We start from the raw sequence: 16,176 nt of genomic DNA on the forward strand, positions 1-16,176 counted from the left end.
AACAGTCAAAAATGACCAGTAAACAAGGGCGCTCCATCTGGCCAGTTGATTCATTACCTCTACCTTACCGCATAATAGTTACCGGGCCCTTGAAGGTTCGTGCCGTTGTTAAGATAAGATAATAATAGGTGCCTACGGGTGAGTTATTACCATACCAGCGAAACCTCGGATCGGTTGACTTAAAAATCGGCTGACCCCATCGGTTTGAAATCTCAACGGATTTAAACTGCTCGGCACAGGAGTTTTCCGGCATGTCTTTTATGGCAAAATAGTCGTTGAGGCCATCGCCATTGGGCGTAAACACATTTGGAACTTTGATGTCGTATTCTGTTGTCGGGTTTTTAACGTGGAACGTAACGGTAGTTGTATCCAAATGATTGGGTTGGCAGGAACGGTCGTCCACTAAAAAATCAACAACGAAGGTGGCTTCTGCTCGTCCGGCCATCAATTCACAGGTTGGCCGCCAGCTAAACAGCGATTGAAGACTTGGCAACCCAGCTTTGTTGGTGAATTCCATCCCTACTGCTCCAACATCGAAGTCCCGGCCCACGCCTGTGAGCCGGATTGTATCGCGGTCGGGATCATTACCAAGGACATCGAACGTAGTATGACCCGTTGAGTCACTCGGACTGACAGTTAGTTCAACGACCGGCTGAGTAAGTGTAGTTCGCACTGTTGGAGGCTGGCTGGGCTTACCTAATGCCGCCAGATTTACCGTGACCGTATCGCGGAGATTTCGATTGCAGCGCGTGTCGGTCACAATGAAATCGACCAAATATTCTGACTGTGTCGCCTGCGTACAGGATGGCTTCCACGTAAACGTCGATGATACTTTGCCCACACCCGAAGCCGATCCGAAACTCATCCCTGCCTGCGCCAGGGAGAACCCCCGCCCAACAGCCTGAATCGTTACGTTATCATTATCGGGATCGACGCCAATGCCTGTAAAGGTTAGCGAAGAACCTACGGAGACAATGGCTTTATTATTGGCTAAATCAGTACTGGCTTTCGGTTTATTATTAGCTGAGGGAATGATGTTTAAACGAACGTTGAGGGTGTCGCTAAGACCTTGCGGACAACCATCGTCGGTGGCCCGGATAATCAATGTAAAGGGTTTACCATCACCGACGCATCGGCCGAAGCAGAACCTGGCCTGTAACGTATCCCGACCTGTACGGCTCGATAATTCGCCTGGTGTAAGGGTCAGGCCTGGTAACGAACCACTCATGTTGGTGATGGTGATTCGCTGGTTGGGATTGATATCGGTGATGTACAAATTCAGACAGTTCGTATCTTTTTCGGCAATAGTCAGCACGGTATTTTCCTGATAAAAGCCTTTCTGACCTTCAGGACGGAACAACAGCTGGGGTGCGTTATTGTTGGGGCAGTCAACCACTAAAACCTGGTAGTCGCGCCGGACGCGGCCAATCACTTTTCCTGCCCGATATTCACTTACTTCGACCGAAAACACAAATAACCCCGCCCGATCGGGCGTTACGCTAAGCAGGCCTGACGTAGGATTTACGCGTAAAGGCACCTTGCCGGGAATTTCATTCGCTTCAGAAATACCACTGGCCCAGCGAATGGGTTGATAAGGACCAGAATAAAAAACAGGTTGCACCGGGCGATTTATAGCGCCTGGATTCGGAACCAACGACGTACTAAAGCCATTAAAAGGGGTTACTAAGGCATACGATAAGCTATCGCCATCGCTATCTTTTGCACTGAAATCGAGTGTAAAGGGCTGCCCGATGCAGGCATAATCGCCTTTGGGAATTGTAAACACCGGCGACGAGTTATTAAACCGGGTCTGACCAGTAGCTACAGCCGGAAATTCCAGATAGAAGGTTGAGCCAGCTGCTCCCGGATTAATGATATTGGTGATCGTTCCGTTCCGGCAGCAGCGCTCCCAGGATAGGTAATAGCCACCGGGATCGTTGAATATGTTTGGGTCGAGGGTTAGGTCGACACTATGTCGAATAAGGCGGGTACTTAGGTTGGCGTTTGTACAGGCTGGCCGTGTATACGGTACAACTTCACTGCTGATCCGGTTAAGCGGTACGAAGCCAACATACTGGTTTGTACGTTTTGAAAAAATACCCACGCTAACCAGCCCGTCGTCGGCCCCGTTATCACCATTGACGACGTCGAAATAAAGATTCAGATTGATGCGGTGGGAATAGGGGCTCTGGGGGCCTAAATAACGAAGTTCCAATTCGCCCCCGACAATGTGAGTGGCTTTAGCTAAATGGCTTATAACCAGTAACAGACTGATTGAAATTATTGAAAGATACTTTTTACGGTACAAGTTTAACATACGCAGAAACGGTTCGATATTGGGTCCGTCCGAAAACGGATGCTTAAATTAGCAGTTTTTTAGGACTTATGCGTAGGAAGATTCATAAAACACCCGAACGGTTGGCAAGCGTTCGAATTGATGCGGTAGCTGCCGAGGGAAAGTGCATCGTTCGCACAGACGAGGGTGTCATTTTTGTAGAAAATCCCACTGGTGGACCAGGTGTGGCACCGGGCGACGTAGTGGATCTGCGCATTACAAATCGCAAAAAGCAATACCGTGAGGCCGTAGCCGAACACATACATGAGTGGTCCCCCGTGCGAACGGAGCCTTTCTGTGAGCATTTCGGTACGTGTGGCGGCTGTAAGTGGCAACACATTCAATATAGCGAACAGCTGGGTTTCAAACACCAGCAGGTGATCGATCATCTGACCCGTATCGGTAAAATTGCGCTGCCCGTTATTCAGCCGATCATGGCTGCTCATCCTACGCAATATTATCGGAATAAACTGGAGTTTACCTGTGCCGAAGGGCGATGGCTGACCTCGGCCGAAGTACGCACCGATCAGCCAATGGACCCGCGAGCAGTCGGTTTTCACGTGCCCGGTCGGTTCGATAAAGTATTGCCTATTCATCATTGCTATCTCCAACCCGACCCCTCCAACGCGATCCGACTGGTCGTTGATGAGTACGTTTTCCGGCACGATCTGACCCTTTATAACCTGAAAATGCATACGGGTTTTCTGCGGACGCTGATTATCCGTACTGCTGACACTACGCAGCAGGTGATGGTAACGTTGCAGGTAGCCCAGGATAACCCCGACCTATTGAATGGGCTACTGAATGAGTTGCAGCAACAGTTTCCGCAGATAACATCGTTGAATTACATTCTGAACACGAAGAAGAACGACAGCTATCAGGATCAGGAAGTCATTAATTGGGGTGGTAAGCCGTACATTGAAGAGCAGATGGAAGATTTGACGTTCCGTATTGGTCCCAAATCGTTCTACCAAACCAATGCGCAACAGGCGTATAATCTGTACAAAGTTGCCCGCGACTGGGCTGGGCTTACAGGCCAAGAACGGGTTTATGATCTGTATACCGGCACAGGAACAATTGCTCTTTTTGTCGCCCGGCAAGCGCAACAGGTCGTTGGTGTAGAGTACGTCGAAGCATCGGTGGCCGATGCACGCATCAACGCCGACGTGAACGGCATCACAAATACATCTTTCGTTGCCGGTGATATGAAAGATATTTTAACCGACGGCTTTTTCGATCAGCATGGACGCCCGGATGTCGTAATCACCGATCCACCCCGTGCGGGCATGGATGAGGCCGTAACGCGCCAACTTCTCAAAGCCTCTCCTGAACGTATTGTGTATGTAAGTTGTAACACAGCAACGCAAGCCCGTGATCTGGGAATTTTAGATGAAGATTATACGGTAGCCGACGTACAACCCGTCGATATGTTTCCCCACACGCATCACGTCGAGAATGTGGTTCTGTTAAAGAGAAGGTAAGAAAGGGAGTAGAAGGAGGAAGGGGGAGAAAAAAAAGTGTCGAGTTCTTTCTTCGCTCTTTCTCAAAACTCCAGATACGGCGCAATCTTTTCAATGGTCTTCGCATCGAGAATACGAATCGGCTTGAGCGATTCAACAGACGTATAGGCGCCGTGTTGCTGGCGATAATTCACGATAATCTGAGCTTGCCGACGCGATAAAAATGGATGCCGATCCAGCTCTTCAGCCGTGGCTGTATTAACCGCAATCTTACGTACCGCCGACCGAATCTTGCCGAACTTCTCCAACTCTTCTCGGGCAGTCGAGTCCAGCCCATAAATATCCCGAAACTGATCGGTTGAGACGAAGCCTCCGAGTGCATCGCGAAACTTCACGATACGTCCAGCCAACGTAGCGCCAATACCGCGTAGCGCAATCAACTGCGACGTATCAGCGGTGTTAATATCGAAGGGTTGAAGAACTGCTTTCGCTGGACGTTCAGATATTGAATGTTCGTTACGGTCCTCATACACTGGTCGCTTGCTATTGGTATAAGATTCCTGAGAAGGGTAGGGCTTGCCCGAAAATCGATCAGATGGTGATGACGCTTTCAGCGTAATGTAGGGTTCAAGCTGCTCATATAGCTCGGGAGGAAAGTCGTAGATACGTAGTAAATCTTCTTTCTTGCGAAACTGTCCGCCTTTGTTCCGGTATTTTTTGATACGTTCAGCCAGCCAAGGTGGGAGCCCCAATTGCTGCCATCCAGCCACGCTAACTGTATTGGGATCAAAGTTGAACAGTTTGGGTTCGCTGAATCGCTCGGCGGTGGTTTTGTCTTTATTAGATCGATCACCGAACCGGGGCTGTTTGGCTTCCTCCGCCTGCATCAGCGCCACAAGGCTATCAAGTTTGTGCTGATCAGCAGCAGACGTATCAACGGGTTTTCGATCAGATAAAAAGCGATAGACAAACGGAATAAGTAAACAAAGCAGCGTCAGAAAAATCAGAATGATAAATCCTCTGGCTTCTTTATGAGAAATACCAAAATAGTCGCGAACGAGGGCATGGAAGCGTTTGAACATGCTTCCTTAGACGCGTGAAGCATCACTTGAGTAACTAAAGTTGGATGAATCGTATAATTGTGGACGTGAAAGTGATGAATTAGAATTGGTAAGTAGGCACTTGCGCATAAAAACGTATTTTTGCGCCCACGTATGAACACTACACAAGCACCGGCGACCTCTTTGCAGGATATCATCGCCCACGCCAAAGAATATGGTTTCGTTTTTCCATCGTCTGAGATTTACGATGGGCTACAGGCTGTTTATGATTACGGTCAGAACGGCGTTGAACTGAAAAATAACCTCAAAACGCTGTGGTGGAAGGCTATGACGCAACTCCACGACAACGTAGTGGGGATCGATGCGTCGATCTTTATGCATCCGCTAACCTGGAAAGCGTCGGGCCACGTCGACTCGTTTAACGACCCGATGATCGACAACAAAGACTCGAAAAAACGCTACCGGGCCGATCAACTTCTCGAACTAAAAGCGGAAGCCTACGCCAATGCGGGCGATGAAGAAAAAAGTACGGCCTTGTTGCAGGAAATGGGACGTTTACTGGGCAATAACGATCTTGAAGGCGTTCGTAACCTCATCATTGCTGAGGGCATCAAAGACCCCGTATCGGGCACCGATAACTGGACGGAAGTTCGGCAGTTTAATCTGATGTTTTCGACGCAGGTGGGTTCACTGGCCGAAGACGCCAGCCTGATTTACCTTCGTCCCGAAACGGCGCAGGGCATTTTCGTGAACTTTCTGAACGTCCAGAAAACGGGCCGGATGAAGATTCCGTTTGGCATCGCCCAGATCGGGAAAGCGTTCCGGAATGAGATTGTTGCCCGTCAGTTTACGTTCCGGATGCGCGAGTTCGAGCAGATGGAAATGCAGTTTTTCGTACGTCCCGGTACTGAAATGGAATGGTACGAACGCTGGCGCGATACGCGAATGAAATTTCACCAGGCGGCTGGATTGCCCGCCGAGAAACTTAAATTTCATATTCATGAAAAACTGGCGCACTACGCTAACGCTGCCGTGGATATTGAATATAAGTTTCCGTTTGGTTTCCGTGAGATGGAAGGCATTCACTCACGTACCGATTTCGACCTAAAATCACACCAGGAACTGAGCCGCAAAAAACAACAGTATTTTGATAACGACATTGACGAAGCAACCGGCAAACCCTACGGAAATTATATTCCATACGTAGTAGAAACGTCAGTGGGCGCCGACCGTTTGTTTCTAGCCGTGTTCTGCAACGCATTTACGAAAGAGACAGTAGGCGAAGGCGATCAGCAGAAAGAACGGACGTATTTGAAACTACATCCCGCACTGGCTCCCGTTAAAGCAGCGGTGTTCCCACTGGTACGCAAAGACGGCCTGCCTGAGAAAGCGGAAGAAATCGTAAAAAGCCTTCGCTCAGAGTTTCGGGTGGTTTACGAAGAGCGCGATGCTATCGGTAAACGGTATACCCGACAGGATTTGATTGGTACACCGTTCTGTATCGCCGTCGATTACCAGACACTCGAAGACGACACTGTCACGATCCGTTACCGCGATACGACTGAGCAGATCCGTGTTCCGATTGGTGAATTAAAAGCACGTATTGGCCAAGAGGTGTCGATGGAGCGTATATTAGAGCAATTGTAAGCGATTCGTTCATTACGAGAATAAAAAAGACCCGGAGAGTTATTTCCGGGTCTTTTTTATTATACGGCTGTTTACAGCTAACTATCTTAATCCCGGATTAATCTGTTACTCACTGTGGATCAGTAGTTTTATTGTTGAATTTCTGTTCGCAGAAATAATTTATCTTTTTCAAATCCATAACCAGCTTTTAGTATGAAACGAAATGCACTTCTAGTAGTCTACCTTTTATTTACTATGTCTACCGCCTTTGGCCAAACGAAACCAGCCTCACGCCTGATGGCTAAAACCGGCGAGGAAGTGTGGGTGTGGACCTATCCCGTAAAGGCCGACAAACGTAAACAGTACGAACATTTTGTACACGACATATTCTGGCCTGGTGCCAGCAAACTGTCGCCAGCCGAGCAGCGTGTATTTCGTCTGACGCGTGTGATGCACCCCGCTCAAGCCAACCCGAATGGCTCATACACTTATATGTTCATCATGGACCCGTTAATCAAAGGAGCTGATTACGATATTCAATCACTTACCCGGAAGATGTATGGAACAAAGCAGGGGAACGAATATTTAAAACTGTTTGATGGATCGCTTGCTGGAAAAGATGTTGGCTATAAAGTGATACAGTCAAAGGATTAATCGATACGTAAAAGATTAGAGATGAATAGGTTAAAGTCTTTTTGGTAAATAAAAAAATAGTCTACCGTAACTTACGATAGACTATTTTTTATAGGTAGATAAATCAGGTTCGACTACGCTTCGCCCACAAGCATTAGGGCACCTACCGTTACATTCGATGTTTCGTCAATCAGAATGGCTCCGCCGGTTGCGCGGTTTTTCTGATACGGGTCGAAACTGATGGGTTGGGCGGTGCGTAGTACGACTTTAGCCAGATCGTTTAACCGCAGGCTGTCAACATCTTCAATTTCTTCGTACGTATTGACGTTCAGTTGATAAGCAATTTCCCGCACAGAGCAGCGCGTTCGGAACGTACCAACCTGTAGCACGTACTTATTGCCTACTTTAAACTCTTTCGTGTCCATCCAGCAAAGCATCGCTTCAACGGTCTGACTACTAACTGGCTGGCTATTAGAACGCACAATCAAATCGCCCCGGCTAATGTCGACATCAGTCGCTAAGTGCAAAACAACCGACATTGGCGTGGCCGCTACGTCTAACTGTGTCTCAGCAATTTCGATAGCGTCGATAGTTGAGGTTTCGCCAGAGGGAAGGACTGTAATCGCATCGCCTTTACGAAATAGACCACTGGTGATTTTACCCGCGTATCCTCGATAATCGTGTAGTTCAGCCGTTTGGGGTCGGATTACATATTGCACCGGAAAACGAGCCGGATGATGGTCTTCCGTCTCGCCATTCACGTCATCGTCAATCGTTACCGTTTCCAGATGCTCCAACAACGTAGGCCCTTCGTACCACGGCATTGCTGCTGATCGATCCACTACGTTATCGCCATTAAGCGCACTCATTGGAATATAAGAAACCTGATGAACGTTCAGCTTCTTGGCTAACTCCGCGTAGTGAATGCAGATATCAGAAAACACATCCTGCGAATAATTTATAAGGTCCATTTTGTTGATAGCCACCACGATGTGTGGAATCCCCAGTAGCGACGCAATCAGCGAATGCCGACGTGTCTGTTCCGCTACGCCATGTCGGGCATCGACCAGAACAATCGCCAGCTGGCAGTTTGACGCGCCCGTAACCATGTTACGTGTATACTGAATATGCCCCGGCGCATCGACAATGATAAACTTGCGCTTTGGCGTCTGGAAATAGCGATAGGCTACGTCGATGGTAATACCCTGTTCGCGTTCGGAACGTAGGCCGTCGGTCAGAAGGGCAAGGTCGATTTCACCGTCGTCGCGACTTTTGCTGGCCCGTTCAATCGCTTCGAGCTGATCGGCCAGAATGGATTTGGAATCGTAGAGGAGCCGCCCAATAAGCGTGCTTTTGCCGTCGTCAACCGAACCGGCGGTAATAAAACGTAAGAGATCCATCAATCAAATTATGACCGGGTCGCCGGTACGATGATGAATGATAAATGATAAATGATGGATCAGAGAGCTAATTCACCATTCATCATTATCGCTCATAATTTTAAAAGTATCTACCGAACTGAATTAGTGAACGGGTTCTTTAGCTACTTTGACAATTAAACTACTTTCTGCAAACAAAACATCAGGATCTAAATCTAATGGTTGCAATCCCATATCGCCTGTATCTACCAATATACCTGCAAAAGCAATCGTACCACTCTGAGCAAATGCCGTTTTAAACTTGGCTGGATCGGCAAGCTGAGCCAATTCCTGATTGCGACTTTTCTGCCAACGCCTTACTTCCTGAGTCAGATCGTTGACACGTATCTCACCATTTGACCAACGGCATGTTAGCTGAAAATTCTGAATATCAAGCAACTCTCGAATTCTTATCAATTCTGGTTGTATTGTTCCCATCGTGATAGAAGTTTATTCTGATGAGTACTAACGTACTGCTGCACCTGTTTTAGTTGTTTCGCTGGTAGATAGCCAGCATATACTCTTATTTCCTGAATCGTTATCAGCACTTCATGCTCAGCATATTTGGCGTGAACATGAGGAGGGGCATGGTCGTTAAAATACATTTCAAGTTTAATACCATCGAATAAAGAAATAACGGGCATGTGATTCGGTACTGTTACGGCAGGTAAAACCGTAAATATACACAATATCAAAAATAGCCGCCTTTCTTGCGGTCTTCCATAGCAGCTTCGGAGAGCTGATCATCCATGCGGGTTTCGCCCCGTTCGGAGATACGCGTGGCCTGAATTTCGTCGATAACGGCATCTAACGTATCGGCTTGGGATTCAGAAGCTGCCGTGCAGGAAATATCGCCAACGGTGCGGAAACGTACCCGACGCGTTACGAGCTGGTCGTCGGCTTCGGGTTTGATAACACCACCGGCTGTCGCCATTAGTTTACCGTCGCGGATAATCAGATCGCGTTCATGCGCGAAGTAAATGCTGGGTAATTCGATTTTTTCCCGGCGGATGTAATTCCAAACGTCGAGTTCGGTCCAGTTCGAAATCGGGAATACGCGAACGTTTTCGCCTTTGTGAATCCGGCCGTTATAGAGATTCCAGAGTTCAGGACGCTGGCGTTTGGGGTCCCAGGAACCAAATTCGTCACGAACTGAAAAGACACGTTCTTTCGCGCGTGCTTTCTCCTCATCCCGACGGGCGCCACCGATGCAGGCGTCGAATTCGAATTCTTCGATAGCATCTAATAACGTGAAAGTTTGCAGGCCGTTACGGGTTGCGTTACGTCCGGTTGGTTCTTTTAGTTTCTTTTCCCGAATGGTGTCTTCAACGTAGCGGACAATGAGTTTCTCGCCAATACGTTCGGCCAGATTATCCCGATAATCAAGTGCCTCCTGAAAGTTGTGACCGGTATCAATGTGTACCAGTGGGAATGGAAATTTGCCCGGACGAAAGGCTTTCAGGGCGAGATGTACCAACGTAATGGAATCTTTTCCGCCCGAAAACAGCAGTGCGGGGCGCTCAAATTGCCCAGCCACCTCCCGCATAATGTGGATGGCTTCGGATTCGAGCTGGTCTAAATAATCTAACTTCATTGTAATGAGTGAAAGAGCGAAAGAGTGATTAGCTACCAACGGTCTATCACTCTTTCGCTCATTATGGTTTAAAAGCTTCCTCATGCGTGTGTAGTCCGCACTCTTTCTTCGAGTTGTCCTCCCACCACCAACGACCGGCGCGGAAATCTTCACCCTCCTGAATGGCGCGGGTGCAAGGCTGGCAACCGATACTAACGAAGCCCCGGTCATGAAGCGGATTATACGGTACGTTGTTATCTTTTACGTACTGTTTTACCTCTTCAAACGTCCAGTCCATCAGTGGATGGAATTTGAAAAGGGTATGCGCTTCGTCCCACTCAAGTTGGGGCATCGACTGGCGGTTGGCTGATTGCTCGGCACGGATACCCGTTACCCAGATTTTCTGCCCCTTCAAGGCCCGGTTTAAGGGAACCACTTTACGGATACCACAGCATTCTTTCCGATTCTCAACCGAGTCGTAAAAGCTATAGGGCCCTTTCGTGGTCATTAGTTGCTCAACAGCTTCAGCGTCCGGAAAATACGTTTCGATTTTGGTAGCGTAGCGGTCGTTGGTCTTCTTCCAGACCGAATACGTTTCCGAAAACATCCGGCCCGTATCGAGCGTAAAAATCTTGATCGGAATATCGTTCGCGAGAATCAGGTCGGTAATCACCTGATCTTCGTAGCCCAGACTAGTGGAGAAAACAACTTCGCCGGGAAACAATTCGGCCAGTGTACGTAGCGCTTCTACGTTGCTCAGACCATGCAGTTGCTCGGTCAAACTTTCGAGCGTGTGTGAGGTAGGTTCGGCAATCATAATTTCTGTTTTAATAAAACTGCCTTCCCAGTTTTAGCCGACTGGCGGGCAGCGTCCAGAATTTCCATGACGATTACGTTATTTTCTAATGACGTTAATTCGTCGGGTTTAGTTTCGCCGTGAATGAGTTTTGCCAGATAGGCAAACGGGTCAGCAGCAGGCGCATCGGCTTGCGTGGCTTCAGCGTTACGTTCACTTTTCTCATCCTTAAGTCGGATGCGCATCCGGGTTCCATCTACGGTAAAAACGTAGCCTGTCTGCCCATACACTTCCATATCTTTTCGAGCGAAGGGCCAATTCCAGGAAGCCTGGATAATCGTCTGGGTTTTTGGGTACGTCAGAATAATCGTTCCTTCGTCGTCAACCTTAGGGTAGATGTCCGGCTTGATCTGCTGCGTAACGGCCATCACCGACAACGGACGTTGGTTGTGCATGAGCCAGGTCGACAGATTGGCACCGTAACAACCGAAATCGAACAACGCACCTGCGCCATTTGTAACGGGGTCAGTCAGCCAATCCAGAAATTCTTTGTTGACACCAATTTCTTTCGGTCCCTGATGCCCGTCGTGCACCACAATCTTGCGCAAATCGCCAATGGCTTTTTCTTTATCGGCCATAGCGTACGCTTTGTGGTTACTGCCGTACCAGGTGGTTTCGTAGTTTGTCAGTAGCTGGATATTGTTCTTTTTCGCGAGCGCTTCCATCTGCTTCGCGTCAGCGAAACTAGTTGCCAATGGTTTCTCAACCATAACATGAATACCGCGTGGTGCACAAGCCTCAACCGTTTTCTTATGATCGACAATCCGGCCAAAATCCGTAGCAGCTTCGGGCTTGGTTTTGTCCAGCATCTCCGCTATGGTCGGATACACCAGACTCATAGGATAGCCGTATTGCTTCGAGAAGCGCTCGGCCAACTCACGGTTCGGCTCAGCAATGCCTACAATTTCAATATCAGTTTGCCCCGTTTGTCTGAACGCTTTATTCAGAATGCCATGAACATGCGAATGGACCAATCCAACGACACCGACACGTAGTGGTTTTTTAGCACTCTGAGCATTTGCCAACTGAGTCAGAAAAAGTAGAGCGGTACAAAAAGCGATACGTATCATAAGGCGGATTCTGAGTTAGCGGGGCCTATTCGATTTAGCTTATTGTAATAGAATTTCTCTTTGTAAATCAACTCATTACGCCAGTGCTGTACAGAGACTTCTGTCACAGAGAATCGTTTTCCTGACAAATATGTGGCTTCCATGTACCACTCACTGAACACAACACCCGTTGTCTCATTAATGGCCTGATGTAGAAGCTTCGCTTTCAGTTCTATTAAGCCTGACAGATTATAGCGTTCATGCTGAAGGCAAATGGCTTTCCCAATTCGAAGCGGATCTTCGTTCTCTTGCATGGTTACATCGTCGGCGTAGAAACGCTCCATTGCTTTAATCGTTTGATTGGCTTCAATTAGCTCAGCTAACGTAACAGCTAACTCGGATAGGCTAGCCATACGCTAGGCTACTTTCTCTTTAACGACTTCGGCCGATTTTTCTACTGCTTGCGTGAAGTCTTCGATCAGATCTTCGATGGCTTCCAGACCAACCGAAATACGTATCAGGCCCGGTGTGATACCCAGGGCGGCTTTCTCATCGGGTTTCAGTTTCGCGTGAGTCGTTGTGTTCGGGTTGGTTACGATGGTACGAGAATCGCCGAGATTAGAGGAAAGGGTAGGAATCGTCAAGGCATCGAAAAAAGCTTTTACGCGCTCGAAACCACCTTCCAGTTCAATCGTTACGATGGCTCCGCCCGCACTCATTTGCCGCTTAGCCAGATCATACTGCGGATGGGAGGGAAGAAACGGATACAGCACGCGCTCAACGTCTGTGTGCGTATCTAATGCTTCGGCGAGTTGTAAGGCGTTGCGGCAATGGCGTTCCATGCGCAAATCCAGCGTCTCCAGGCTTTTTGATAAAACCCAGGCATTGAAGGGCGATAACGATGGCCCCGTATGCCGGGCAAAAAACCGGATGGGCTGAATCAAATCGGCCCGGCCTACGACAATGCCGCCCAATACACGTCCCTGCCCATCCATGTATTTCGTGGCTGAGTGCACAGACAAATCAGCGCCAAAATCAAGTGGTGTTTGCAGAATGGGCGTAGCAAAACAATTATCTACGTTCAGAATAAAACCGTATTTCTGTTTCAAACGCACCAGCATGTCCAGGTCAACCAGTTCCAGACCGGGGTTAGATGGCGTTTCGAGATACACCATTTTGGCGGCCGGCCGGTCCGCCGATGCGGTTCCGGTGTTCGGCTGTATAGCCGCTTCCCACTCAGCTTCGGTAGCGGTAGCGTCTACATACGTATGCGTGATGCCCCACTTGCTCAGAATCTGCGTAATAATCTGGTGCGCCGATCCGAACAATGCCCGGCAAGCCACAATATGATCCCCCGATTTTAACAAAGCGGCCATACTGGCAAACACCGCAGCCATTCCTGTTCCCGTCGCAATACCATCTTCGGCATTTTCCAGCATGCAAACCTTCTCGACGAACTCCGATACGTTAGGGTTTGAAAAGCGGGAGTAGATGTTGCCTTCCTCGGTTTCATCAAACAGCGCTTTGCCTTGCTCGGCGCTTTCAAACGCAAAACTTGAAGTCAGATAGAGCGGTACAGAGTGTTCGCGATTTTGCGATTTCTCTGTTTGGATGCGAATGGCTTTGGTTTGTTTCTTCATATTGTCTGTGGTGTCGGTTTCTCAAAAGCGACACTATTGCTGACGCGAAATGTCGGTTTCTCAAAACCGACACCACATCATAGCTTAAAAGAACTTAATAATCTTCCGCAAACTTACGATGATGATGACAATACTGACTAAAATCATCATGGTTTTAATGGGTAGTTTTTGTGCCAGGCGGGCGGCAATGGGTGCCGCAATCATTCCCCCCAGAATCAAGCCCAGAATGACCATCCCATAATTATCCAGACCCGCAAAAAGGGCAAAGACCACTGATGAAGCAAAGGACACAAAAAACTCAGCCAGATTGACCGAACCGATTGTATACCGTGGATGCCGTCCGGCAGCAATTAAGGTCGAGTTGACAATAGGTCCCCAGCCACCTCCCCCAATGGCATCAACAAAACCGCCAAACCAGGCAAGTAATCCAATTTGACGGACGGGCTTCTTCTTCTGATGTTTTACTAACGCTTTTTTGAGAATTAACACACCTAATATAGCCGTATATACTGATATGGCAGGACTTAAGTAGTTGGCAACCACTTCCATATCCGCAAGTTTTGTGATCAGAAAAGCGCCTAGCGCAGCTCCAATAACGCCCGGAATCAGAACCACTTTAAACAGCCGACTGTTAACATTACCAAATTTAAGGTGCATATACCCCGATACACCCGACGTAAAAATCTCTGAACTGTGAACGCTCGCCGTTGCAAACACGGGACTAATACCTACGCTTGTCAGGAACGTAGTGGCCGTTACGCCATAGGCCATTCCTAAAGCTCCATCAATCATTTGCGCCACGAACCCAGCCATGATAAAGTAAAAAATGTCTGGTGTAATGTCGACCGTGCTGGCAATGAGCGTCAGGCGATCCAGGGTAAAGTAACTGAACAGCAGATGCCCAACAACCATTAGAGCCAGAGCTGCAAAGATGTAAATGGCAATCTCGGTGCGGGTCCGACGGCGAAGTATGGGCCGGGATACAAGAGTTCGTACAGTTGCCGTTGGAAAAGCTGCGCGTATGGCATCAGCCTGTTCGGCTGCTTTTGCTCCCTGAATGTTGATCGTAAGTCCGCTAAGATCGATCTCCGGTTGTGAAGGAGTCAATGTAGGAGTAGCCGGGTTGGTGGATGGGGCTATCGGTTCTTGCACAAGGTTTAATGTCTATCGACTTAATGGATTATTTCTTTCATGAAAAACGGCACATTGGTGTGCCGCTTGCCTGTAGGCCATTTTAGACCAGTAACGTCTGTACCAGACCAAAAGTGCAACAAAGATAAGCTTCGTAAGCGAAAAGATGCAAGGCAAGCACCAAACTACTTTTCAAAACACGTTGCTAACTCTCTGTGAATAACGTGAATTCGGGATTACATTGCTCCGCAAACTGCCAAATACCAAACTCCAGATAACTCAATAAAAAACGGACGACATATGCTGTGTCGTCCGTTTTTTATTGAGTTATCTGGAGGCTTATAAAAAGCAGAGTATCGGATTAATTAACTTCACTATCAACCAATTGCGACTGGCCAACAGTTACCTGCTTTTTCTCTTCGGCAATTTTGACCGGACTACCGAAAATGAAAAACAGCTTACGACGAAGTCCTTTTGCCGATCGTACATCGTGGAAAATGTCGATGAACTCGTGGAAGTTGATAATTAAAGGATTCGCCTTGTTTTCAATATTTGTCGTAATCCCGTAGATAACCTGCTCTTCCTCTGGCTGAAACGTACCAAACAACCGATCCCAGAAAATGAATGTAGCGCCGAAGTTTTTATCGATGTATTTTTCCTGAGAGCCATGATGCACCCGATGATTCGAGGGGGTTGCAAAAACGTATTCAACCCAGGCGGGCATCCGACGGATGTATTCGGTATGTACCCAGAACTGGAACAACACGGCGATTTGATTGGTCACAAAAAAGATGATGGGGTGAAAGCCGATTAAGGCCACGGGCATAAAGAAGATAAGCTTCAAATGCTGTACCCAGCTCAGTCGGTACGAAACCGTCAGGTTATAGTGTTCTCCCGTATGATGCACTACGTGGGTTGCCCACCAGAACCGTTGTTCGTGCGACACCCGGTGTGCCCAGTAACTGAAAAAATCATAAATAACGTAGCAGGGCAGGAGCGTCCACCAGGTAAATTCCATCCGCCAGGGTAACTGATTATAGACCCAGATAAACAGATAAACCAGACTAAGTTTAAGAATTGCATTCACGATCAGACTCCCGATACCCACAAGAATCGAGCCTATCGTTTCTTTTTTCTCGTAATAATCTCTTTCCTGATAATAGGTCACCACCATCTCAATGACCGTGAAAAACAACATGACCGGTACTGCCCAAAGGATAATGTTGGGTATGTCTTTTTCGAGTAAATGAAGGTTATGAAGCGGAATTTCTGGGGCACCAAATAGGGAGTCTAGCATAAGTTGAGGCAGTCGCAGAAAGCGTATTATGGATAAAACTAATAGGTTTTTACTTTTCCAGTTTGATAATCTGAAATGAATACAGAAAAATCAAGGA

Annotated in this window: 15 protein-coding genes; 3 read left to right on the plus strand and 12 right to left on the minus strand. The window is 47.9% G+C overall.

Going from position 1 to position 16,176, the window contains the following annotated elements:
• Positions 1-64: 64 nt before the first annotated feature.
• Positions 65-2,317 (minus strand): T9SS type B sorting domain-containing protein, encoded by a 2,253-nt coding sequence (locus IC230_RS15235; protein ID WP_191039899.1) that lies wholly within the window; start codon positions 2,315-2,317, stop codon positions 65-67.
• A 68-nt stretch (positions 2,318-2,385) separates the two neighbouring features.
• On the opposite strand from IC230_RS15235, the gene rlmD reads away from it, so the two are divergent.
• Positions 2,386-3,816 (plus strand): 23S rRNA (uracil(1939)-C(5))-methyltransferase RlmD, encoded by a 1,431-nt coding sequence (gene rlmD, locus IC230_RS15240; RefSeq protein WP_191039900.1) that lies wholly within the window; start codon positions 2,386-2,388, stop codon positions 3,814-3,816.
• A 62-nt stretch (positions 3,817-3,878) separates the two neighbouring features.
• Here the strand turns inward: rlmD and IC230_RS15245 are convergent, their stop codons facing one another.
• A complete protein-coding gene (locus tag IC230_RS15245) occupies positions 3,879-4,877 on the minus strand; it encodes a ComEA family DNA-binding protein (RefSeq protein ID WP_191039901.1) in 999 nt (332 codons plus the stop codon).
• Positions 4,878-5,009: 132 nt separating this feature from the next.
• On the opposite strand from IC230_RS15245, the gene IC230_RS15250 reads away from it, so the two are divergent.
• Entirely contained in the window at positions 5,010-6,503 is a 1,494-nt protein-coding gene (locus tag IC230_RS15250; RefSeq protein WP_191039902.1) for a glycine--tRNA ligase, read from the plus strand.
• A gap of 234 nt (positions 6,504-6,737) precedes the next feature.
• A complete protein-coding gene (locus tag IC230_RS15255; RefSeq protein WP_223860671.1) occupies positions 6,738-7,136 on the plus strand; it encodes a hypothetical protein in 399 nt (132 codons plus the stop codon).
• 113 nt (positions 7,137-7,249) lie between these two features.
• On the opposite strand, the gene IC230_RS15260 is transcribed toward IC230_RS15255, so the two are convergent.
• The 10 genes from IC230_RS15260 to IC230_RS15305 form a co-directional block, all read right to left on the minus strand.
• A complete protein-coding gene (locus tag IC230_RS15260; RefSeq protein ID WP_191039904.1) occupies positions 7,250-8,515 on the minus strand; it encodes a sulfate adenylyltransferase subunit 1 in 1,266 nt (421 codons plus the stop codon).
• A gap of 123 nt (positions 8,516-8,638) precedes the next feature.
• The gene (locus IC230_RS15265) at positions 8,639-8,971 is read right to left on the minus strand and encodes a hypothetical protein (RefSeq protein ID WP_191039905.1); all 333 of its coding nucleotides are present in this window, start codon (positions 8,969-8,971) and stop codon (positions 8,639-8,641) included.
• Positions 8,947-9,177 (minus strand): DUF4160 domain-containing protein, encoded by a 231-nt coding sequence (locus IC230_RS15270; protein ID WP_191039906.1) that lies wholly within the window; start codon positions 9,175-9,177, stop codon positions 8,947-8,949. Before IC230_RS15270 ends, IC230_RS15265 begins: the two co-directional genes overlap by 25 nt.
• 47 nt (positions 9,178-9,224) lie before the next feature.
• Entirely contained in the window at positions 9,225-10,127 is a 903-nt protein-coding gene (cysD, locus tag IC230_RS15275; protein ID WP_191039907.1) for a sulfate adenylyltransferase subunit CysD, read from the minus strand.
• A 61-nt stretch (positions 10,128-10,188) separates the two neighbouring features.
• A complete protein-coding gene (locus IC230_RS15280) occupies positions 10,189-10,923 on the minus strand; it encodes a phosphoadenylyl-sulfate reductase (protein ID WP_191039908.1) in 735 nt (244 codons plus the stop codon).
• The gene (locus IC230_RS15285) at positions 10,920-12,032 is read right to left on the minus strand and encodes a Gfo/Idh/MocA family protein (protein WP_191039909.1); all 1,113 of its coding nucleotides are present in this window, start codon (positions 12,030-12,032) and stop codon (positions 10,920-10,922) included. Before IC230_RS15285 ends, IC230_RS15280 begins: the two co-directional genes overlap by 4 nt.
• On the minus strand, positions 12,029-12,424 hold the full coding sequence (locus IC230_RS15290) for a nuclear transport factor 2-like protein (protein WP_191039910.1): 396 nt from the start codon (positions 12,422-12,424) through the stop codon (positions 12,029-12,031). The genes IC230_RS15285 and IC230_RS15290 overlap by 4 nt, the downstream gene beginning before the upstream one ends.
• Before the next feature lie 3 nt (positions 12,425-12,427).
• The gene (locus IC230_RS15295) at positions 12,428-13,651 is read right to left on the minus strand and encodes a trans-sulfuration enzyme family protein (protein ID WP_191039911.1); all 1,224 of its coding nucleotides are present in this window, start codon (positions 13,649-13,651) and stop codon (positions 12,428-12,430) included.
• Between the two features lie 84 nt (positions 13,652-13,735).
• Complete coding sequence (locus IC230_RS15300) at positions 13,736-14,803, minus strand: sulfite exporter TauE/SafE family protein (RefSeq protein WP_191039912.1); 1,068 nt, start codon at positions 14,801-14,803, stop codon at positions 13,736-13,738.
• Between the two features lie 340 nt (positions 14,804-15,143).
• Entirely contained in the window at positions 15,144-16,079 is a 936-nt protein-coding gene (locus tag IC230_RS15305; RefSeq protein ID WP_191039913.1) for a sterol desaturase family protein, read from the minus strand.
• Between the last annotated feature and the right edge of the window lie 97 nt (positions 16,080-16,176).

This window comes from Spirosoma validum, assembly GCF_014699035.1.
GTDB lineage: Bacteria > Bacteroidota > Bacteroidia > Cytophagales > Spirosomataceae > Spirosoma > Spirosoma validum.